This is a genomic window from Bacillus sp. ISL-46, assembly GCF_018613205.1.
The window spans coordinates 38,418-60,595 of the sequence record NZ_JAGGQR010000014.1; the positions used below are offsets into that span (position 1 = coordinate 38,418).

General features: G+C 36.3%; 22 protein-coding genes and 7 pseudogenes. 25 read left to right on the top strand and 4 right to left on the bottom strand.

Annotated elements, in window-relative coordinates; genetic code table 11:
* The first annotated feature begins 161 nt into the window (after positions 1-161).
* The 3 genes and pseudogenes from J7E67_RS32070 to J7E67_RS08300 all read left to right on the top strand — a co-directional run bounded on the left by J7E67_RS32070 (position 162) and on the right by J7E67_RS08300 (position 2,697).
* Positions 162-1,349 (top strand): (R)-mandelonitrile lyase, encoded by a 1,188-nt coding sequence (locus J7E67_RS32070; protein ID WP_308160698.1) that lies wholly within the window; start codon positions 162-164, stop codon positions 1,347-1,349.
* Positions 1,350-1,559: 210 nt separating this feature from the next.
* Complete coding sequence (locus tag J7E67_RS08295; RefSeq protein WP_251026643.1) at positions 1,560-2,051, top strand: cyclophilin-like fold protein; 492 nt, start codon at positions 1,560-1,562, stop codon at positions 2,049-2,051.
* 8 nt (positions 2,052-2,059) lie between these two features.
* Positions 2,060-2,697: pseudogene (locus J7E67_RS08300) on the top strand (SDR family oxidoreductase).
* A 1,057-nt stretch (positions 2,698-3,754) separates the two neighbouring features.
* Here the strand turns inward: J7E67_RS08300 and J7E67_RS08305 are convergent.
* The gene (locus tag J7E67_RS08305; RefSeq protein WP_214716357.1) at positions 3,755-5,029 is read right to left on the bottom strand and encodes a prolyl oligopeptidase family serine peptidase; all 1,275 of its coding nucleotides are present in this window, start codon (positions 5,027-5,029) and stop codon (positions 3,755-3,757) included.
* Between the two features lie 443 nt (positions 5,030-5,472).
* Here J7E67_RS08305 and J7E67_RS32075 point away from each other — a divergent pair.
* The 3 genes and pseudogenes from J7E67_RS32075 to J7E67_RS31165 form a co-directional block, all read left to right on the top strand.
* A pseudogene (locus tag J7E67_RS32075) lies at positions 5,473-5,831 on the top strand (LysE family translocator); the annotation flags it as partial.
* Between the two features lie 62 nt (positions 5,832-5,893).
* Positions 5,894-6,583, top strand: coding sequence for an AraC family transcriptional regulator (locus J7E67_RS08315; protein ID WP_214731472.1), 690 nt, complete (start codon positions 5,894-5,896; stop codon positions 6,581-6,583).
* Between the two features lie 45 nt (positions 6,584-6,628).
* Complete coding sequence (locus J7E67_RS31165; RefSeq protein ID WP_251026645.1) at positions 6,629-6,829, top strand: MBL fold metallo-hydrolase; 201 nt, start codon at positions 6,629-6,631, stop codon at positions 6,827-6,829.
* A 372-nt stretch (positions 6,830-7,201) separates the two neighbouring features.
* On the opposite strand, the gene J7E67_RS08325 is transcribed toward J7E67_RS31165, so the two are convergent.
* Positions 7,202-7,474: a YqhV family protein gene (locus tag J7E67_RS08325; protein WP_214716359.1), complete on the bottom strand. Its 273-nt coding sequence runs from the start codon at positions 7,472-7,474 to the stop codon at positions 7,202-7,204.
* Positions 7,475-8,158: 684 nt separating this feature from the next.
* Here J7E67_RS08325 and J7E67_RS08330 point away from each other — a divergent pair.
* The 5 genes and pseudogenes from J7E67_RS08330 to J7E67_RS08350 form a co-directional block, all read left to right on the top strand.
* Positions 8,159-8,293, top strand: coding sequence for a BA3454 family stress response protein (locus J7E67_RS08330; protein WP_098932274.1), 135 nt, complete (start codon positions 8,159-8,161; stop codon positions 8,291-8,293).
* Positions 8,294-8,335: 42 nt separating this feature from the next.
* Positions 8,336-9,010: a ribose-5-phosphate isomerase RpiA gene (gene rpiA, locus J7E67_RS08335; protein ID WP_214716361.1), complete on the top strand. Its 675-nt coding sequence runs from the start codon at positions 8,336-8,338 to the stop codon at positions 9,008-9,010.
* Positions 9,011-9,042: 32 nt separating this feature from the next.
* Positions 9,043-10,553 (top strand): annotated as a pseudogene (gene zwf / locus J7E67_RS08340) (glucose-6-phosphate dehydrogenase).
* A gap of 163 nt (positions 10,554-10,716) precedes the next feature.
* Positions 10,717-11,610 (top strand): phosphogluconate dehydrogenase (NAD(+)-dependent, decarboxylating), encoded by an 894-nt coding sequence (gene gnd, locus J7E67_RS08345; protein WP_214716365.1) that lies wholly within the window; start codon positions 10,717-10,719, stop codon positions 11,608-11,610.
* A 140-nt stretch (positions 11,611-11,750) separates the two neighbouring features.
* A pseudogene (locus J7E67_RS08350) lies at positions 11,751-12,631 on the top strand (glucose-6-phosphate isomerase); the annotation flags it as partial.
* 109 nt (positions 12,632-12,740) lie between these two features.
* Here the strand turns inward: J7E67_RS08350 and J7E67_RS08355 are convergent.
* Positions 12,741-13,235: a hypothetical protein gene (locus J7E67_RS08355; protein ID WP_214716367.1), complete on the bottom strand. Its 495-nt coding sequence runs from the start codon at positions 13,233-13,235 to the stop codon at positions 12,741-12,743.
* Positions 13,236-13,540: 305 nt separating this feature from the next.
* Between J7E67_RS08355 and spxA the strand changes: the two are divergent.
* The 14 genes and pseudogenes from spxA (at position 13,541) to J7E67_RS31175 (ending at position 21,446) form a co-directional block, all read left to right on the top strand.
* Positions 13,541-13,944 (top strand): annotated as a pseudogene (gene spxA / locus J7E67_RS08360) (transcriptional regulator SpxA).
* 123 nt (positions 13,945-14,067) lie between these two features.
* Complete coding sequence (locus J7E67_RS08365; RefSeq protein WP_214716371.1) at positions 14,068-14,490, top strand: MarR family winged helix-turn-helix transcriptional regulator; 423 nt, start codon at positions 14,068-14,070, stop codon at positions 14,488-14,490.
* Positions 14,491-14,551: 61 nt separating this feature from the next.
* A complete protein-coding gene (locus tag J7E67_RS08370; RefSeq protein ID WP_214716373.1) occupies positions 14,552-14,950 on the top strand; it encodes a DoxX family protein in 399 nt (132 codons plus the stop codon).
* Between the two features lie 90 nt (positions 14,951-15,040).
* On the top strand, positions 15,041-15,979 hold the full coding sequence (locus J7E67_RS08375; RefSeq protein WP_214716375.1) for a ring-cleaving dioxygenase: 939 nt from the start codon (positions 15,041-15,043) through the stop codon (positions 15,977-15,979).
* Between the two features lie 23 nt (positions 15,980-16,002).
* Positions 16,003-16,611 (top strand): flavin reductase family protein, encoded by a 609-nt coding sequence (locus J7E67_RS08380; RefSeq protein WP_214716377.1) that lies wholly within the window; start codon positions 16,003-16,005, stop codon positions 16,609-16,611.
* 37 nt (positions 16,612-16,648) lie between these two features.
* Positions 16,649-17,593 (top strand): ring-cleaving dioxygenase, encoded by a 945-nt coding sequence (locus tag J7E67_RS08385; RefSeq protein ID WP_214716379.1) that lies wholly within the window; start codon positions 16,649-16,651, stop codon positions 17,591-17,593.
* Entirely contained in the window at positions 17,590-18,204 is a 615-nt protein-coding gene (locus tag J7E67_RS08390) for an alpha/beta hydrolase (protein WP_214716476.1), read from the top strand. The genes J7E67_RS08385 and J7E67_RS08390 overlap by 4 nt, the downstream gene beginning before the upstream one ends.
* 22 nt (positions 18,205-18,226) lie before the next feature.
* A complete protein-coding gene (locus tag J7E67_RS08395; protein ID WP_214716381.1) occupies positions 18,227-18,652 on the top strand; it encodes a DoxX family protein in 426 nt (141 codons plus the stop codon).
* Between the two features lie 6 nt (positions 18,653-18,658).
* A pseudogene (locus J7E67_RS08400) lies at positions 18,659-18,802 on the top strand (NAD(P)H:quinone oxidoreductase, type IV); the annotation flags it as partial.
* A gap of 213 nt (positions 18,803-19,015) precedes the next feature.
* Positions 19,016-19,486, top strand: a complete 471-nt coding sequence (locus J7E67_RS08405) for a CBO0543 family protein (protein ID WP_214716383.1) — start codon at positions 19,016-19,018, stop codon at positions 19,484-19,486.
* A gap of 230 nt (positions 19,487-19,716) precedes the next feature.
* Entirely contained in the window at positions 19,717-20,430 is a 714-nt protein-coding gene (locus J7E67_RS08410; protein ID WP_214716384.1) for a pirin family protein, read from the top strand.
* Positions 20,430-20,702, top strand: coding sequence for a hypothetical protein (locus tag J7E67_RS08415; RefSeq protein WP_214716385.1), 273 nt, complete (start codon positions 20,430-20,432; stop codon positions 20,700-20,702). Before J7E67_RS08410 ends, J7E67_RS08415 begins: the two co-directional genes overlap by 1 nt.
* An 89-nt stretch (positions 20,703-20,791) precedes the next feature.
* Positions 20,792-21,139, top strand: a complete 348-nt coding sequence (locus tag J7E67_RS31170) for a carboxymuconolactone decarboxylase family protein (RefSeq protein ID WP_251026647.1) — start codon at positions 20,792-20,794, stop codon at positions 21,137-21,139.
* A gap of 100 nt (positions 21,140-21,239) precedes the next feature.
* Positions 21,240-21,446, top strand: a complete 207-nt coding sequence (locus J7E67_RS31175; protein ID WP_251026648.1) for a carboxymuconolactone decarboxylase family protein — start codon at positions 21,240-21,242, stop codon at positions 21,444-21,446.
* Positions 21,447-21,533: 87 nt separating this feature from the next.
* Here the strand turns inward: J7E67_RS31175 and J7E67_RS08425 are convergent.
* Positions 21,534-22,169 (bottom strand): annotated as a pseudogene (locus J7E67_RS08425) (IS3 family transposase); the annotation flags it as partial.
* Positions 22,170-22,178 lie beyond the last annotated feature (9 nt).

Genomic DNA, 22,178 nt, shown 5'->3' on the forward strand with positions numbered 1-22,178 from the left:
GCTTGATTCGTATCCGCCAAGGTCATTATTGCGGCTTAAGGTAACGAACCCGTTCGTTTGTTCCCGTCCAAGTTCACTTTGCAGTTAATCTATTACATCCTGGACAGCATTCTACTCGTTTAACTTTTCTAACTTTGAACTAGATTCGGAAGGAGAAAATAATGAAAAAGCTACTTAACGTATTGATTTTGTCACTTACCTTGCTCGTTTCTTTAAACGTGTATACAGGTAAGCCAATGGCAGCAGAAACGAACGAAACTTCCCTAACGATCACTCGAAGCGGTTCGCAGGATTCCTACAAAGGACCGGCTGAATACTTTACCGGGAATGTAACGGTTGAGCCTTTATTTTCTGAAAACGATTCTGCACCTTATTCAGGAGCATATGTTACGTTCCAGCCAGGAGCACGAACCGCATGGCATACCCATCCGACAGGGCAGAGATTGGTTATTACAGAAGGCGTTGGCTGGGTACAGGTATGGGGTGGCCCGATTCAGGAAGTCAAGGAAGGCGATGTAATATGGTTTCCGCCTGGAGTCAAACATTGGCATGGAGCCTCACCAACAAACACTATGACACATTTGGCTCTTACAGGAGTGCTAGATGGCAAAAATGCAGAATGGTTAGAAAAGGTTACTGACGAACAATACGGTATTGATAATGAAAAGCAGAAAGATCAAAAACAAAAAAATGAAAAACAAAAAGATGAAACACAAGACTTAGATGCCAAACAACAAAAAATAGTGACCATTGCAGCATTTACCGCAAATGGTGATTTGGCACAATTAGAAGATGAACTGAACGCAGGTTTGGATGCCGGTTTAACAGTCAATGAGATCAAGGAAGTTCTCGTACAGATGTATGCTTATGCGGGATTCCCACGCAGCCTTAATGGTATCAACACGTTAATGGCTGCCCTAGAAGACCGGGAATCGAAAGGTATCAAGGATAATATTGGTAAGGAAGCAAGTCCGTTACCTGCCGACAAAAGCAGCATCGAACTTGGAACCGAAATTCAGACACGCTTAGCTGGAACACCGGTTACAGGGCCGACCTATACATTCGCCCCTGTCATCGATCAGTTTCTGAAAGGACACTTGTTCGGAGACATCTTCGGGCGCGACATCCTGAATTTCCAGACTAGGGAACTAGCAACCATTGCGGCCCTGGCTAATATGGAAGGTGTTAATTCCCAACTGCAAGCGCATTTTAACATCGGGTTTAATACGGGATTGACCGAGGGCCAGATGAGAGGCTTGATATCCGTTCTTGAAGCAGAAGTTGGCAAGAAAGAAGCCAAAAATGCCAATGAGATTTTAGAAAAGGTTTTAAGCAGTAGAGCAAAATAAGGCTATTAGGTTGAATTAGTCACTTCAATAGAGATCCCCATTTTCATTAGAAGTTTGACAGTTCTTTGCAGGGTATCCTCCCAATCCAGAGTATTACTTAATATGTTTAAAGTAAACTTCGAATCCTAGAAAATATCAGAGATACCAGTCTCATATTCGCGGAGAGGTCAGTTATTTATTCATGTTCGATAGAGGTAGGAGAAAAACAAGATGATAAAAGTGTTTTCCTTATCCAGGGTCCTTGTCTTAGTGATGGCCTTCATCCTGGCTGCTTGCGGAGCTATTGACAATAATAAAAATAATGAAAATATTACCGAAGGAGATGTTACTGTGAGAAATCAAGAACTTGTGAAAATAAAACTGACTTTTAATAACGAGGAAGTAATTGTGAACATGTATGAAAATCCTACTAGCAAGGATTTTTTAACTTTGCTCCCATTAACATTAACATTAGAAGATTATGCAGCAACCGAAAAAATAAGTTATCTAGATAGAAAATTATCTACAAAAGATGCACCATCAGGCACTAATGGTTCAGTTGGAGATTTCACTTATTACTCCCCATGGGGAAATTTAGCGATCTTTTATAAAGATTTTGGACATGCAAATGGACATATTTCAATAGGGAAAATTGAGTCTGGAGTAGAAAAGCTAAAAAGTATTAATGGTAAATTTACCGTTACAATCGAAAAAATGGAGTAAACTCGCAAATACAGGTACAAAAAAGGTGGTATCAATTTGAGAAGTGTAATAATTCTTGGCGCGAATTATTACTTAACGAGACCGACGTTCAGTTAACGCTTTATCTACGTAACTCAAGGAGAATAAGAGTGGTTGATTCAAATCGGGAACGTGTAATTGAAGGTGATGTCAACGATCTGGAAAAGTTGAAAAAAGCTATGGCTGGATATGATGTTGTTTATGCTAACTTAACAGGTTCCGACTTGGAGCGGCAAGCCAAAAGTATTGTGGAGGCTATGGGGCAACAGGTGTTAAACGATTGATTTTTGTCAGTGCTGCTGGTATCTATGATGAAATACCAGGGAAGTTCGGCGAATGGAATAAACGTACCCTGGGTAGCATCCTTGATCCCTATCGAAAGTCGGCTAAAATTATTGAAGCCTCAGGCATCGACTATACGATTTTGAGACCCGTATGGCTAGCGAACAAAGATGAGATTGATTATGAGACCACTCAGAGAGACGAACCTTTTAAAGGAACAGAAGTATCACGGAAGAGTGTTGCGGACTTGGTGCTTAAATTGGTTGTTTCTCCAGAATTAGAAGTTGGCCGCAGCTTGGGAGTGAACAAACCAAATACGGATGGGGATAAGCCTGCGTTTTATTAATAATAACTAACAGGTATACAAGCCGTCACAACTTGGTCACAGATTAGATGTTTTTATATTTAATTAAATAAAATTAAATGATATATGACTTTATAAAAAGTGCATTAAATCAATACTTTACGGCATTATATAAAACTAAATGGAATCAAAAAAGATACCTTCCCTTTAACTTCAAAACTGTTGTGTAGTGTGTTTCATCGCCGCTGTTTGATTCTTAGGCTAGCCGCTATCTTAAGGGGTTTTGAGAACTTTCAAGAATAAGGGGATTGTTTAGACACTGTTGATGTGTTACGAAAGGAAAAACTAAAAGATATAAGGTATATTAAAACTAGTGGATTAGACATTAATACTAGTGTTTAGATTAGAAAAAAACTAGTGACATTTCTTAATAAAACTAATTTGAAGTGGATTTGGTGAGGATTAAACTGTTTTAGGTGGTCAGGAAGATAATCAAAAAAAGGACGTCCAGTCTTCAAAACTGCTTGAGACCTGCGTGCCAGGTCTGGTGGGTTCGATTCCCACGCAGTCCCGCCAAAATAACATTTTCAATCATTTACATAACTTCTCACTCCACAGTCTTTTTCTCATTTTGAACGAAACTGTATGGACACCGTGAAATTAAGAATGTGTTATGTTCCAGGCCTTCAAATAATGATATTTGGAGGTTTTTTATGTTTGAGAAACAAATCAAAAAGGGTAGAAGAAAGTACTTTTGAGAACGGTAAGTGAAAACTAGAGACAATTTATTGTCACTTATTATAAATTGTCGTTTTTATAATCTTTATGTTTCAGAGAAGTTGCGATTGTCTTAATGTGTATGGAGAAACTCTTGTGTTTATACCAGGTAATTCGTCAATTTCTCTTAAACTAGTTCACCAAGTTTCTGCTTCAACTTTCCGTCCGTAATAAGAAAGGAAATAATACACTTGAAGATAGATAATTAATGAAAAAAGAGAAAACACCGCTATACAATACGCGATGTTTTCAGAAAGGATATTTCTTGCTGGAATGTGTTTAATAACTGCATTTTACATATTGGATCTGCGAATCTAGTCTGTTATTGTTTTGACTGTAGCGCCAACCATTGGAGAAGAGTTACATCTTTGCCGTTTACTTTTACGGGAGAACCATCGTAATCTAGTACACATTCGTCTTTGAGCATGTAAATCCAGGTACCATGGCCGAAGAATTCAAAGGGGGTGCCTTCCGAATCCTTAAAAATGCCTGAGATATCTACAACCTTATCGAAGTATGATAAGTGAACATTGGGTGCACCGGCATTGAGAAGACGCTCGTATGTTGGAATTACTGTAGTCTCAGGATTAACAATTGTATCATTTTTTGCATGTGTGAACCAGATTGGAGTATTCTTGATACCTTCAATATTTTGATCCGTGATCACCTTGTCATAGAGGGCTTCGCAAACAGGATATGCTGCTGCGAAGAAGCCTGGGTAATCGATTATCATACGCATCGTCATGAAGCCGCCGTTGGAACAGCCACCGATGTAGATACGATTTGTATCTATGTCTGAATGACATTCGACAAACTCATCAATGAGCGCTTTCAATGCCGTCACGTACTTTGATTGACCGCTCTCAGTATACAATCCGTAGCCATCGTCCATCCACATGGTGGGGACTTGTGGAGCAAGGACATAAGCACCGCCAAATATACTCTGTACTTTTTTGCTAGACAGGTTTACAACATTGTTTCCGGTATAAGCGATTTCCGTTTCATTTCCGCCTTCGCCTCCACCATGCAGCCAAATGATCAAAGGACGTTTTCCTCTGCCCATATTTGGTGAATAATAGCCGAAACGCAGACGCATCTCTGCATATGATGACTGGCTGTTTACCCAACCTTTGACTTGCTCCATTTTGCCGCCGCTGAAATGATCATAGACAAGCCCTGAAATAGAAACATTATCGGTTTGTATTTCTTTCACCTGTGTTATACGAAAATCGCAGAACACATATACATTATGTCCCTGTTCTAGAAACGCAGTTTCTGAGTTTAAACGGTCGATTGCCTCACATTCAAGTTCCAGTGTGGCGTGACTGCCGATTTCGGTTTTGTTCCCTTCACCGTCTGATGTATACGCTTTTGTAACACGACAATATCCTTTTGAAGGATGAATCTCTTTCGAATTCCAATCCTTTCTGAGTTGAACCACTTCGCCGGTTTTTTTGCTTCGTCTCTCGACATAAACGTTAAAAGTATCATCCGACAATATCTCTGATTTAACAGATTCGGACAGCGGAAGAATGATTTTCGTTATGTACGGGCCATAGTCAGTTACTTCGGTCACAGTCATGTAAGAAGGATTCATTTTTATATCTCCTTTTGTAAAATCACTTAAATATATTGAACATGATGCCTATTATGGAAGGTTTAGTTTCCTTTGCTAAACTTGTTTATAAAATATTTAGAAAATTCTTAATATATATTATCGTATCACTTATAAAAAGTGGATGTCAACGCTTTATATACTAAACAAAACTAAAATAGGTAAAAAAATTTAGGGAAAATGTAAACTAAGCAATGTTATAAAACCATCGATTAATGAATGGAAAAGTTTGCTTGTGAAAATGGAAGATATCACAAGATTCGCAGGAGTTTCCAAATCATTTTGTGCTACACAATGAAATATAACGTATCAGCACCCCAAATTTGTAGAGTTAACTTTAGAGGATAATCCTGCAATAATATACTATAAGCCATTTAATTCTAAGATGTATAATTCCATGAGAATACCTTGAAAGGAGTTCTCCTATGAATATTACATCTTTTTTAATCTACTGTTTTATTGTTACTTTTACATCAGGACCTACTAATATCGTCATATTATCGACAGTGCATAGTTTTGGTGCAAAAAAGACAATGGAGAATATACGTATGGAGCAACGATTGCTTTTGGTATATTACTTGTTATTTCTGCTATGTTGAATAATGTCCTTATAGAGATAGTACCTAAAATTTTAATTGTTATGCAGATCATCGGAAGCTTATATATGTTCTATCTCGCTTATCAAATTTGCAAAAGGGATTCATCAAAACCAGCTGTAAACGAAACTGGTACCTTTAGGTCAGGCTTCCTAATGCAGTTTTTAAATCCAAAGGTGGTATTATGGATGGCAATATTTTTAGCCTATTCTGCAGTGATGATATGGATGTAGATAAAGGGGTGAATGAGATGGACAAATTTATCTATAAAAAATCAGCAGGTATTACTGCGTTGTCAGCAAGTATTACTAATTTTACGTATAAAAAGCATTCTCACCTGGAGTATGCAATAGGGGTAACATTGCGTGGTATTCAACAATATAACCTGGATGGCAATTTACAATTATCTTATCAAAATGGTGTTATGCTTTTAGAGGTTATGGAGAAAAAGGATATAGTACGTTTTTCAACACCTATTGTCTATGATTATAAACTTGAACAAAGAATATTAAGTCTTTCTAATGCCATATTAAGCGAAAAAGATGAGGCTTTGTGCAGTGAATTACTCGTATCCCTCACAGACAGCCTTATGCAAACAAATCTTTCTACAGACTATAAGAAAGATAACGCTCTAATTAGAAAAGCAAAGGATATAATTCATAGTAACCTAGAAAACGTGCTTAAACTTGACGAGATGTGTAAAGAGCTTAATTTATCTAAGTTCCAGTTTATAAGATTATTTAATGTTCATACTGGAATTTCACCATACCAATACATTCTTAACTGCAAGATAGAACGTGCAAAGCAGTTAATAGAAAAAAATGGAGATATTTATTCAGCAGTAGCTGAATATGGTTTTGTTGATTTATCTCATTTAAATAAACACTTTAAAAGCGTATATGGAACAACCGCATTTGAATATATGTCACATCTAAATTGAGAAGAAGCTTTTGTTTAGTCATTGAAATATAAGGAGGGATAGCCTATGAAAAAATCCAATACAATTTTCTTTGAAAGAAAATTTCCAAGTGCAAATATGATCCTTATCAAGGATCAGCTCCCGATCCTTATTGATACTGGTTTTGGGAGTGATGCGAAAGTAACAGAGCAATTAATTAAAGAAGCCGGCGTTTCACCAGAAGAATTACACCTTATTGTGAACAGCACTACCATAGTGACCATGTAGGAGGCAATTTTCATCTTCAAAAAATTATGGTGTACCGATTGCTGCTCATAAATGGGACGCCGATTTAATAAATTCTTGTGACCCTGAAGCCTGTAGTTCAGAATGGTTAAATCAGCCTGTAGAACCTTATCGAGTCAATCTAAAGTTGTCAGATAACGATGAGATTAATATAGAAGAAATTAAAATACTTAATTTTAAGACCTTCTTTTTGATCAATGTTTTTTTCTAATACTACAATTTTGCAACAAAAACCCATGGTGTAAAAGTAACGTATCTAGTCCCTCTATAGATTAATATGCAATTGTTTATTTTTGTTTGTTTTTTCCTGTCATTCCTTTATTTTCTAACCTATAAAGAAACTTAAACGGAAGATTATGATTTTACACCGATAAAAATACAGCCAACTCCGATGAAAATCCAGACTATTTTGGCCAATGAAATATTCCCCGTCAATCCCAGAACACCGATTGTAGTCGTTAAGATGAGAATAATAGGGCCAACGAGTGCTAGAGAACTATTAACTAAAAGGGCCTTTTCAACTGAATTAAACTTAATCATGAGTATAGCCGCAAGTATTTCAATACTTCCTGAAAGTACTCTTAATAAGGCCATTCCCAAAACGGCTATTTCAATAAAAATAAACATATTCTCCTCCTATAGTAATACTGTTCATCCCTCCGTATATGTTTACTATATGAATGGAGGGACAAGAACTTAACGAAATGCATATCCATGGGAACGTCAAAAAAGACAAGATGAAGCTAAACCCAGAGTGCATAAATCACTTGGTATCCAAAATAGATACCAAACACGATTAATGAAACTCCGGAAACAATAGAGATAGGCGATTAGACTCTTAATGTTTAGAAGTTTTCGAAAAACCGGAAGTAAGTGCTGCAACAAATACATCCCAAAAAGAAAGACCAAGAAAGATCATACTACTAAACTAATCAATATGCTTATTCTCAAAAAGATCACTCCCGATTGATGAACTAACTTGTACATTTTATGAGAAATATTTAGACTCATGCCAAAAAACGAATAACGGCAACCAAAACGCCATACATGAACTGAGGTAATATAAATTTTTCCCTTAAGAGTTTGTGGGCAATCTCTTACCATTGAAATCTTGTAACTGGAGAAAGCTATAAAAAATCTCATAACCTTACTGTAAAAAAAAAATATCTTTAATTCGAGATATTTTACTTGACGATAATTCATTCGGAAGATATTATAGGTTACATAAAATAACTAAACGTATTTAAAGTTCCTTGGTGTATAAATGTTGTATAAAAATATTTAATTGAAAAATGGATAGGGGTGAAACAAATGATAGAAGTGACTGTGAAATTAAATTATAAAGGAAAATATTATTTAACGAATGTAATAGTTAAAAAGGACACACCAGAAGAACAAATTTTGCATTTTGCACAAGAGCAAATTAAGAAACAATGGTTAAATTAAAAAATGAATCTCCAGATCTTTAAGTGAAAGGGGCAAATGGCCTTGAATGAAAAAAAAGAAGTCGGAGAAAAAGCTGTAGATTATGTGAAAGAAGGAATGGTGGTTGGACTTGGAACTGGCTCCACTGTATTTTATACCATTTCTAAGCTTGGGAAATTAGTTCAACAAGGATTTTCTATTAAAGGAATACCTACGTCCAAACAAACGGAAAAATTAGCAATAGATGTAGGAATCCCACTTGTTTCATTAAACGAAATTGATCATATTGATCTAGCCATAGATGGTGCGGATGAAGTGAATCGAGATTTAGACCTTATTAAAGGAGGAGGCGGAGCCCTTTTAAGAGAGAAAATAATCGCGAAAGCTGCTAAAACTCTTATTGTCGTTACAGACTCCCATAAAAATGTAGATACATTAGGAACTTTTCCACTGCCGATAGAAGTGGTCCCATTTGGATATGAGATGACCATGAAGTACATTCGTGAGCTTGGAGGCAATCCAAAGCTGCGGGAAAAGGATGGGAATCCTTTTCTTACCGATAACGGTAACTATATTATAGACAGCAGTTTTCAAGAGATTAAGCTTCCAAAAGAATTAGAGAAAAATCTGAACCTTATACCTGGTGTGGTTGATAATGGATTATTTGTTGGACTTGCTGATGCTGTTATTACTATTATTGATAAAAAACTTGTAACGAAAGTCCGAAGATTGATATAAGAGAAAATAGATACGAACATGGGGGAAGCATGATGGAATCAATGACCTTTGTCTTATTTGGAGCAACAGGGGATTTACAAAGAGAAAAATTTTCCCTGCTCTATACAATTTATATGTTGATCAAAAATTACCGAAGTCCATTTCAATTATTGGACTCGGACGAGGGGAACTTTCTCAAACTGATTTTCAAGAAAAAGTGAAAGATTCTATCTTGAATTTTTCACGACGCCTAGAACATGAGTCTGCTAATATGGGGGAATTTTTAGATTACTTCCGCTACAGTACATTGGATGTAAATTGTGAAGAAGATTATCAAACATTACTTCAGTTAGTGCAGCAGCGTGAAAAGCAACTACATTTGGAAGGAAATCGCATGTTTTATCTTTCGGTTGCTCCAGATTTTTTTGAAACGATTGCCTTGAACATAAATAGTAGTGGACTTGGTCAGACAACGGGCTGGAAACGGTTGATCATTGAAAAGCCATTTGGCCATGATCTTCAATCTGCACGTGACTTGAATGAACAACTAAGTCGTACCTTTGAGGAAGAAGAAATCTACCGAATCGACCATTACTTAGGAAAACCGATGGTTCAAAACCTTGAAGCCTTAGTATATGCCAACCCCATTCTACAGACGGTTTGGAATAAAGAACATATTGCAAATGTCCAAATTACAGCGAGTGAAACGGTTGGGGTAGAGAAAAGAGCGGGTTATTACGATCAAGCTGGTGCAATTCGTGACATGGTTCAAAACCACATGCTGCAAATTCTAATGATGACAGCTATGGATATGCCTAAAAAAATTAATGCAGCAGAAATTAGACATGAGAAGCGGATGGTCATGGAGTCTCTTCGTCCCTTAAAAGAAAAAGATGTTCAATACGATATTGTCCGCGGCCAATACATTTCAGGAGAGGTAAACAGTCAAAAAGTTCCAAGCTACTTAGAAGAGCCAGGGGTAAATCCTTATTCCAAGACAGATACATTTGTTGCTGCCCGTTTGTGGATCGATCATCCATCATGGACTGGGGTTCCCTTTTACATCCGTACAGGAAAAAGAATGAAGGAAAAATCAACCCGGATTGTAATTGAATTTGAAAATAAGGAAAACCAACAATATAAAAATAATCAAATTAATCAAATTAATCCTAACTTATTAATTATTGAGATCAATCCTAATGAAAATATTTCCTTACAAATAAACTGCAAAAACCCATTGAATAATGGAAAGGTTACCCCAATTAGGATTAATTTTTCTAATGATCAAATAGGATTAGGAGTGCCTGAAGCGTACGAAAGACTAATATATGATTCTTTTAACGGGGATTCTACCTTCTTTGCTCATTGGAAAGAAGTTGAATTGTCATGGGAATGGGTACAGCCGATTCTTAATGTATTTGAGAATAACCTAGTACCGCTTCATGAATATCAGTCAGGTTCCTACGGTCCCGCTGCTTCTGATTCCTTGCTCTTGGAAAATGGCTTTAAATGGTGGCTGGATGAAAAACTTCAAGAAAGCAAGGAAAAGGTACTACTCAACTAAGAATAGCTTGGAGGAAATAAAAACGATGTCACCAGGCATATCCAGAAGTTTTACAACTGATGATGTAGTACGTATTGAGAAAAATGTCTTAAATCCTTCTAAGTAGAAGGCCGTTAAATTAAGGAAATTAAACATATTATTTACAACATTGGAGGAGAACATAATGAAGGTAGGACTTATTGGTTTAGGAAAAATGGGATTAAACTTAGGGCGAAATTTAATGGATCACCATCACGAAGTGGTAGCATTTGATGTTAATCCAAGTGCAGTAGAAAATATGAAGCAATATGGAGCAACTGGTGTTTCAAGTTATAAAGAACTCATACAGTCCTTGGATCATCCAAGAATTGTATGGATTATGGTCCCGCATGCAGTGGTTGATTCCGTTATCGGTGAAATTTTACCCTATTTGGAAAAAGGAGATATTGTCGTTGAAGCAGGTAATTCTCACTATAAGGAATCGATTGAACGCTACAATGAATTAAAGGAAATAGGCGTGAGATTTATGGATGCGGGTACTTCAGGCGGTATGGAAGGGGCTCGAAATGGAGCTTGTTATATGATTGGCGGGGATCCTGAAGCTTGGGAAGTGGTCCAACCCCTTTTCAAAGATACAGCTGTAGAGAATGGTTTCTTATATGCAGGCAAAGCAGGCAGCGGGCATTTCTTAAAGATGGTTCATAATGGAATTGAATATGCCATGATGGCTGCCATTGGAGAAGGCTTTGAGGTCCTGGAAAAAAGTGAATTTGATTTTGATTACGAAAAGGTCGCAAGAGTTTGGAATAATGGTTCCGTTATTCGTTCATGGCTGATGGAATTAACAGAAAATGCATTCTCAAAATATCCAAATTTGGATGAAATTAAAGGGATTATGCATTCCTCAGGTGAAGGGAAATGGACAGTAGAGGCAGCATTAGACCTTAAAACAGCAACACCAGTCATTGCCATGTCATTATTAATGCGATATCGCTCCCTTGAAGATGATACCTTTACAGGAAAAGTTGTAGCCGCACTAAGAAATGAATTTGGCGGACATACTGTCGAAAAAAACTAAAAACATTATTTAATAAAAATCGGAGGAATATATTATAAAATTTTTTATCGATACTGCAAACCTTAAATGGCGCGATAAGAATATTGCGATTAAAGTCCTTGCTAGGCTTGGAAATAACGCCCTACACATTATTTAAATTAAAAATTTTCCGGGATTATTTGGAGAAAAAGTATGGTAAAGCAGAAGCGAAAAAACGTATTTATGCCACAACGGATCGTGCTAAAGGAGCTTTAAAAACACTTGCCGATGAAGAAGGCTATGAAACCTTTGTCATACCTGATGATGTTGGCGGTAGATACTCTGTGTTAACCGCAGTAGGATTATTACCAATCGCAACTGCAGGCTTAGATATTGATAAAATGATGCAGCAGCTGCTGCGGAAAAGTATAGTAATCCTAACTTGGCAGAAAACCAAAGTTATCAATATGCTGCAGTTAGAAATGCTCTTTATCGTAAAGGAAAATCAATTGAACTTTTGGTAAACTTTGAACCATCTCTTCATTATGTATCAGAATGGTGGAAACAGTTATTTGGTGAAAGTGAAGGTAAAGACCAAAAAGGTCTCTATCCTGCTTCTGTCGATTTCACCACGGATCTTCATTCGATGGGACAATATGTCCAAGAAGGGCGCCGAGACCTTATTGAGACAGTTGTATCTGTAAAAGAACCTAAACTAGATATCACTCTTGGGAAAGAAGAGACCGATCAGGATGGATTGAATTATCTAGCTGGGAAAACAATGGACTATGTTAACAAGAATGCAGCACAAGGTACAGTATTAGCCCATGTCGATGGAGGAGTTCCTAACCTATCTGTCGAGCTGGATCAATTAAATGAATATACCTTCGTGGAAATGGTTTATTTCTTTGAGAAAGCTTGTGGAATCAGCGGATTATTAATGGGGGTAAATCCTTTTGATCAGCCAGGTGTTGAAGCTTATAAAAAGAACATGTTTGCACTCCTTGGAAAGCCAGGATATGAAGCAGAAAGAGAAGAGTTACAAAACCGGATTTCTAAATAAACTTTTGTTAGCACCCTTGTCATAGATAAGGGTGTTTATAATTTTTTTGTAAGTGACCATACAAAAAAAGGGAGTGAAGCCATTTATGAGGCTTCTCTCCCTATCAATTCTAAGCTATATTTTCCATTCTAATCATGAATTTTATATCTTCATCAATGACATTTAATAATCTCTCTAGCACAGCCAGTTTAGCCTTTACTTCCTTGATTTCAAATCCAGTAACGACATTTAATTTTTTTAGGTTATTGATCATTTCTGAGACCAATTGTTTAAAAGTTTGTGAATCAACCAATAAATAATGAATTAATTCAATAGCTGCTTCTTTTTCTTGTTTATTTTTGATGGCAAAAATACTTTCGACATCAGGCTCTAATACGAAAAGAGATTGTAAATCTTCCGATATTCTTATACTAACGTAGCTTTTTTTAGTTCCATAATATTCATTATCCCTAATCCGAATTAGATCCAGTCCAATCATAAATTCATAAAAGGGAGTGTTCTTATCAAAAGAACGAAACCCGCTAATGTTAATATTTGCTTTTTCATCTATATAAATTTCTTTTTCTAATCTAGTTGTAATTACTTTTGATTCTAACATATTCATTTTAATTACCTCACTTCAAAAAATTTTTATACTTAAAGTAACATGGATACTTTAAGTAACCCAAATACATTATAGTAGACATGACAGAATAAATCAATTAAAGTTGCATGAGATTTTATTGGAATATGCAGCCAGGGGATAGCATTTGGAAGGTTAAAATGCATTTTTAATATTTGTTGTTGACAAATGAGGAAGATGATTTATAATTTAAGTATCTCTAATTCAAGATATTTAAATTCAAGATAAGATAAGAAGCTAATTAATATATGTCGAACTGACTAACTAAACATTAAGGGGGTGTTAAAGTGGTAACTTTATTTATTACACCAAGTTGTATTTCATGTCGAAGAGCAAAGGCGTGGTTTGAGGTGAATCAAATTCCTTACAAAGAAAGAAACATCCTTTCTGAAAAGCTTACAGTAGATGAGATTAAGAATATCCTTCACTTCACAGAGGATGGCACCGATGAAATTATCTCAACTAAGTCAAAAGCTTTCCAGAAGCTAAATATTAATATCGACTCTCTTTTACTCCGAGAATTGTATACGCTTATTGAAGAGAATCCTGGGCTATTAAGAAAACCATTAATCCTTGATGAAAAAAATTACAAGTAGGGTTTAATGAAGAAGAGTTACGGTGTTTCTTGCCACGTAAAATGCGTGTATTCCAACTTGATGAAGTCCATAGCTTTATTGAAGACGCTCTATAAAGTCCGTGATTCGGCTGGGGTTATTTGGAGAAAAACAGTTATAGATTAAATTATAAACAAGTATTGACAATATCTCGAATTCTAGATATATTAATTAAGGATATTTAACTAGGAGGTGTGAATATGGAAAGGAAATGTACTAACCATCCATTTTTGCTACTAATGCAAACCTCAAAGGGCATTCAGGAACGAATAAGAGACGAAATGTCCAAAAATAATCTTAGTATTACCGAGTTTTCTGTTTTAGAGGTACTTTTCTACAAAGGGAAACAAACAATTCAGCAGATTGGAAATAGAATCCTGACCTCTAGCGGCTCGATGACGTATGTTATTGATAAACTTGAACAAAAAGGAATCATAAAAAGGAATGACTGTAGAGAAGACCGGCGGGTTATTCATGTAACCTTAACAGCTGAAGGAATGGAAATGATGGAAAACATCATGCCGAAGTATCAAGATATGATTAATTCTATTTTTGAAGATTTAACAGATGATGAGTCCGAGTTGATGGTCCATTGTTTAAAGAAAGTTAGTAACAAAGTGTAATAATAAATTTTTTAAATTAATATCTCGAAGTCGAGATAAGTGAAAATAGGAGGAAAATAAAATGATGAGTATTGGATTATTAATTATAAGGTTAGTCGTTGGTGTGTCATTCATGGCTCACGGCGCACAGAAATTATTTGGCTGGTTTGGTGGTTATGGCTTAAAGGGTACAGGAGGCTGGATGGAGTCGCTCGGTTTGAAACCAGGTGTGATGTTGGCCCTCATGGCAGGATTAGCAGAATTAATTGGGGGATTAATGTTTACATTAGGACTTCTTACTCCCCTTGCAGGGATCATGATTGCAGCTACAATGGTAATGGCAATTGTAAAGGTTCATGCTCCTAATGGATATTGGGCAACACAAAATGGATACGAATATAATTTGACGTTGATAGCGGTAGTAATTGGTCTAGCATTAATTGGACCTGGAAAATATGCATTGGATGCTTTTTTATTTTAAAATATCTCGAATTAGAGAATCTTGATTTATAATTATTATCAATAATTTAATCCATTTTAGGCATTATACATTAAAAAGGAGTGTTTCAAAATGAGTAAGAAAACAATGGGTATTCATCATATCACTGCAATTGTAGGACATCCACAGGAGAATGTTGATTTTTATGCAGGTGTTTTAGGATTACGCCTAGTGAAACAAACGGTAAACTTTGATGATCCTGGCACGTATCACCTTTATTTCGGTGATGAAGGAGGAAAACCTGGAACAATCATCACATTTTTCCCATGGGCAGGGGCTCATCAAGGAACCATTGGTGATGGTCAAGTAGGAGTTACTTCATATGTTGTTCCTAAAGGTGCATTGAAATTTTGGGAAAACAGATTAGAAAAGTTCAAAGTCTCTTTTACTAAAATGGAAAGATTCGGTGAGGAATATTTGGAATTTGATGATCCACATGGCCTTCACCTTGAAATTGTTGAAAGAGAAGAAGGAGAAGTTAATAATTGGAACTTTAGCGGGGTAACTCCAGAGGTTGCCATCAAAGGGTTTGGCGGAGCTACTCTATTATCAACACAGCCCAATAAAACGGCAGATTTGTTAGAAAATGTTATGGGACTTGAATTCGTAGGTAAAGAAGGAGATTTCGCCCGTTATCGTTCTTCAGCTGAGATCGGAAATGTCATTGACCTGAAATTTACTCCGATTGGACGAGGAAGAATGGGTGTGGGGACCGTACATCACATCGCTTGGCGGGCTAGTGATGACCAGGATCAATTGGAATGGCAAAAGTATGTTGCAGGAAATGGATATGGCGTAACTCCAGTACAAGATCGAAACTATTTTAATGCCATTTATTTCAGAGAACACGGAGAAATCTTATTTGAAATTGCAACAGATCCTCCAGGCTTCGCTCATGATGAGTCACAAGAAACCATGGGAGAAAAATTGATGTTGCCTGCACAGTATGAACCCAAAAGAGAACAAATTGAACGCAGATTACTTCCATTTGAAGTAAGAGAACTAGACTGATTATACGAAAAGGAATGATTTCTTTGCTTTCAATTGATCCAGCCTTAATGTCTGAAAGAGAAAATTATAAGTTTCTAATAGGAAGCATCATACCTAGACCGATTGCTTTCGTGACAACCATTTCAAAAGATGGCGTTTTAAATGGTGCACCATTTAGTTATTTTAATATCGTCTCATCCAATCCGCCGATGATTTCATTATCTATTCAACGTTCAGAGGGGAGTCAAAAGGATACAGCCAGAAACATCATCGACTCCAAGCAATTTGTGGTCCATATTGTTGACGAACATAATGTTGAAAAAATAAATAAGACGGCTGCAAGTCTTCCTTCTGATCAAAGTGAAGTTAAGTTAGCAAACTTGACTTCAGTGGATAGTGTAAAAATTTCGGTACCAGGTGTGAAAGAAGCAAAAATTCGAATGGAATGTTCATTAGAGCATTCTTTAGAATTGGGAAGTTCGGATAGTCCTGGATGTGATTTTATTATAGGAAGAGTGGTTCAATTTCATATTGAAGATGAAATTTATGAAAATGGAAGAATTGATGCTAGAGGTTTAGCTGCGGTAAGTCGATTAGCAGGGAATAATTACGCCAAAATCGGTGAGATTTTTGAAATAGAAAGGCCTAAATAACTTCTTAAAATCCCATTTATGAAGTGGAGAGTAAAAAATGCAGAAAACAGCAGGCATTCATCATATATCAGCGATGGTAAACGATGCACAAAGGAATATTGACTTTTATGCAGGTGTACTTGGGTTAAGGCTTGTTAAAAAAACAATCAATTTTGATCGTCCAGAAGTGTATCATCTTTATTTTGGGAATGAAACAGGAGAACCAGGAACAGTAATTACGTTTTTCCCATGGGCAAAACAGCTAAAAGGTCGAATTGGTACAGGTCAGGTTGGAGTCACTAGCTACATTATTCCAACAGGTACAATAAAATTCTGGGAGAAGCGTTTCCAACAATTCAGAATTGAATTTACTTCAGCCAATCGCTTTGGTGAGAAATATTTGAAATTTAACGATCCAGACGGACTCCAGCTTGAACTGATAGAAAGAGATGAAGGTCCAATAAATACTTGGAACTTTGGGGGAATTCAAGCTGAGAATGCGATAAGAGGGTTTGGCGGCGCTGTTCTGTTTTCTGCACAGCCACATAAAACGACGGAAGTGCTGGAAAATACTTTAGGAATGGAATGTATTGGGCAGGAAAATGAATTCCTAAGATTTAAATCTGAAGGACATTTTGGAAATACGATTGATATTCAGTTAAACCCATCAGTCAGGGGACTGATGGGAGCAGGAACAGTTCATCATATAGCATGGAGAGCAAAGGATGAAGAGGATTTACTCAGATGGAGATCTCTTCTTCAAGACAAAGGATACTATCCAACAGAAATTCGAGATCGAAACTATTTCAAAGCAGTGTATTTTCATGAAGAAGGGGGTATCCTCTTCGAAATAGCTACCGACCCACCAGGCTTTTCAGTGGATGAACCAGTCGCTGAACTTGGGGAAAAACTTATGTTGCCATCTTGGCTAGAGTCAAAAAGAGAAGAATTAGAAGAAATCTTACCGCCTGTAGAGGTTCGAGTTCTGGAGGGAGATAAATAATGAAACATATATTCAATAAGGGGCAAAATCAAACAAAACCCACGTTGTTATTGCTTCATGGTACAGGAGGCAATGAATTAGACCTGCTGCCACTTGCAGGAATGATTGATGTTGAGGCAAATGTACTAAGCGTTCGTGGGAATGTATTAGAAAATAGAATGCCTCGATTTTTTCGCAGATTAGCAGAAGGGGTATTTGATGAGGAAGATCTTATTTTTCGAACAAAAGAGTTAAACGAGTTTCTAGATGAGGCCTCCGAAAAGTATGATTTTGATCGAGATAATATTCTTGCGATAGGTTACTCAAATGGAGCTAATATTGCTGCGAGTTTATTATTTCACCATCAAAATGCTTTAAAGGGTGCGATTCTTCATCATCCCATGGTGCCGCGAAAAGGAATTGAACTACCTGATTTAACAGGGAAATCAGTATTTATTGCAGCTGGTACCAATGATCCTATCTGCTCGCCATTAGAATCTGCTGAATTACAATCTTTATTAGAAAAGGCAAATGCGAATGTAGAAATTCATTGGGAGAATAGAGGTCATCAATTAACCTCTCAAGAAGTTGAAGCCTCAGCTCAATGGTATCAAAAAGGTATAATCAAATAATAATTTTATGGAGGAGAAAAAAATGTTGGTAAAAAACGAAATCGGAGCACTGATATTACGAGTAACATTAGGGGCATTATTTTTAATACATGGAATCGTAAAGTTTCAAGGTGGAATTGAAAATATTGTAGGTTGGTTTGAAAGTATCGGGTTGCCGGGATTTATGGCATATGGCGTTGCACTCGTTGAAATCGTTGGCGGCGTCGCATTAATCATTGGATTGGCTACAAGACTAGTCTCCGCTTTGTTGGGACTATTAATGATTGGGGCAATACTAAAAGTAAAACTTTCTGTTGGTTTATTAGGAAATGGTCAAATGGCAGGATATGAGTTGGATTTAGCATTTTTAGCAATGGCAGTTTATCTTGCATTCAATGGAAGCAAGCTATTATCAGTTAGTGGCATGATTTTTCAAAAGGATTCAATTGAGTTAAAAAAAGCTGCTTAATATTGAATATTTGGAGCAGGAAGAAACCCATATGGAACATGTGTTACTGTTGGTCAAGATGGAAAAATGATTGAAGATGTACAGGCGGCTGTTAAACACCAAGCGAAACGTACAGTTACTGTTGCAGAGTGGGTAAAAAAGGCGAACCAATTAAATATTATTCAATTTAAAAAGCTAATCGGAACCTTTCGATTAGTTTTTTTATTACTTAGAAAATACTTTTATACTCGAAGGAATAGTAAATACTACCAAAGGAAATAATAGGTAGGAAATTATTTTTACCCTGCTTGATTTGATGGGGTTTTACAGAACATTGTAAGGCGGGAGCATATCAAATTTTGATTCACATCGGAGGATGTTTTTATGGAAAAGAAACTGTTGAATTTACTTACTGCTTTGTGTGTGGTCTCCTTCCCATTTTTATTTAAAGGATCTAAAATGCGAGAGAATCTTGTTATTTTTTTCTCAAAAGGAGTCATTGCAACTCTAATTGATGTTTTTGTGGTTGGTACCAAAAGACTTGAATATCCAGTACGTCCCTTTCCAAAAATTTTTAAGACAAACATCATTTATGACCTATTGTTTTTCCCGCTTTTAAGTGTTATATGGGTGAAACTAACTTATAACGATCATTTAGGCAAAATACTTTTTAAAAGTTTACTTTTTAGTGTTCCCATGAGTATCGGTCAATGGTACTTTGAAAAGAATTCCAAGTTATTCAAATGGGAAAAATGGACAATATTTCATACCTTTACCAGTGTAAATTTTACTTTGTTTACTATAAGAGGTTTCGTTGGATTATTAAAAAAATTAGATAAGGTAAAGAGTGCATAAGTTTTTAGAGCGAATTCAAAGGTTTTGCTGTAGGCATGTATAAAGACTTTTCAGAACAAATGGAGTTTGTTGATCTGATTAAAAAATATCAAGCATAAGGAAATTCAGGAAAGAAATAGTTGGAGCGTATAGCAGAAGAAATCCTGTTATATATTCCAACTTTTTGTTTTGAATGAAAGAAATAAAGCTCGATATTCATGACTAAGAAATTCAGAAAAGGAGTGACAGAAATGATTCAAATTTATCCTGCAGGTACACGATACACAGTAAAAAATGAATGGCTGGCGAGTAATTTAAGTTTTTCTTTTGGTGAGTATTATGACACTTCCAATATCCGATTTGGTCCACTGCGTGTCTTTAACGACGACATTGTCCAAGGTGATCGCGGCTTTGGAATTCATCCGCATCGGGAAGCGGAAATTGTTTCTATCGTATTAAAGGGGCAGCTAAAACATGAAGACAACTTGGGGAACTCTGGAATTATCAGCTATGGAAATATACAGCGAATAAGTGCTGGAACGGGAGTGCTTCATTCTGAATTCAATGCTTCCAATGATGAAGAAGTCCGATTTTTACAGCTATGGTTTTCACCAAATGAAAAAAAGTTAACTCCATCCTATGAAGATATCTCATATGACGTTGAACAATTACAAAATAACTTATTACCTGTAATATCCCATACTGCCTCCGAGCGGGTGGCAGGAATTCATCAAGATTTAACCCTTTATTTATCAAAGTTGGATGGTAATATGACATTGAACTTTCAACAGGAAGAAGGCAGGAAGATTTACATCTTTACTATAGAAGGAGAAATTTCAATTAATAAGGATTCCATTTTACAATCCCAGGATGCGGCACGGATCACAGACATCCATGAAATTACGATTCAGGCAAATCAAGATAGTTTCTTTTTATTAATTGATTTACCTGGGGGTGAATTTTAATGTTAATGATTCGTCACTCTATAGGCAGCCGATTGCTTTGTCAAACTACTAATTACCGTATTGAAAAGCAAGACGATCGTTGGCTGATCTCCTTATCTGTTGATGAAGAAACTGCTTCGACTGTTTTAGATTTTCAGGATGAGTTAAATATATTTGAAGCAAAGGAAAATGAAAAGACTTGGTATTACTCCTCTGATTCACAAATTAATTTTCAACCTAATGAAAAACAATTGGTGATCCTTGCTGATCATAAAACTGTCTATCCGACTTAATGATTAACTCTATTAAGTTGAGTAAATTTAAAAAGTCTGATGGGATTTACAAGCTCCTTTATTTTTATTAGAAAGAAAGGATGTCTACAATGACAAACAATTTATATGAAAAAGGAGATTTAAAAAATCTTAGTAAACTTAAAGAATTAGCACCAGAACAGCTTGAAGCTTTTTCGGATTTTAATACGGCGGTCATGACAGATGGTGCACTGAGTAAAAAGGAAAAAGAAATCATAGCGGTTGCAATTGCCCATGTAACGGAATGCCCTTATTGTATTGATTTATATACACGACGTGCAAAAGCTGAAGGAGCATTACTTGAAGAATTAGTAGAAGCGATCTTTGTTGTAGCAGGAGTAGAAGCAGGTGGGGTAGTAACCCATAGTACTCATATACATAATGCGATGGATGCCAGAAGCAGAGGATTCACTTTATAGACGTTCAAATCTAAAAAACCTTGGTAAATTAAATAAATTTGCTCCTGAAGGCTTTAAAGGTTATTCAACGTTTAGTAGAACAGCAATGAAGAAAGGCAATTTGAGTGGAAAGTTTAAAGAGATTATTGCTGTGGCAGTTGCTCATGCTACGCAATGCCCATATTGTATAGATGTCCATTCGAAAAATGCCATGAAGCTTGGATGTACAAATGAAGAGCTTGCAGAAGCAGTAATGGTTACTTCAGCATTACTTGCAGGAGGAGCTTATGCACATATCGCTAATTTGATACAAAGCTATGGTGATTAACAAAAAGGTAGGATAAAAAAGGCCGACTCTCATTCCTGATTAATGGAAGGTGTGAAGTGACCCCGTAAAGTTAGACACATTATTTCGTTAGGCAGCTTGTTGGGCATGAGCTCGGTATTGAACTGGGCTCATGCCTTTTAATTTTGCCTTGATTCGTTTGTGATTATAGTATTTTATATACTTTTCTAGTTCTTGCTTAAAGTGTTCCACACTCTCAAATTCTTTTAGATAAAGAAATTCGGATTTCATAATGCCAAAGAAATTTTCCATAACGGCGTTATCGTAACAGTTCCCTTTGCGTGACATACTTTGTGTAATGCCACGTTTACAGAGGGCATGACGGTATTGTTTCATTTGATAATGCCAGCCTTGATCAGAATGAATAAGGAGTTTATCCTCGTCTGTTAAACGTTCAAAAGCTTGATCTAACATTGTTGAAACAAGCGAATAGGTTGGTCTTGAACCAATGGTATATGTAATGATTTCCCCGTTAAATAAATCCAACATCGGCGATAAATATAGCTTCTCTCCAAATAATTTAAATTCCGTAATATCTGTAACCCATTTCACATTTGGTTTTTCAGCTTGGAAATTGCGATCTAAAAGATTAGGGGCAATCTTCCCAACCTTTCCTTTGTAAGAGCGATATTTTTTCATACGGACAATACATTTTAATCCTAGTTCTTGCATGATACGCTGAACTTTTTTATGGTTTATTTTGTGATAGACGTC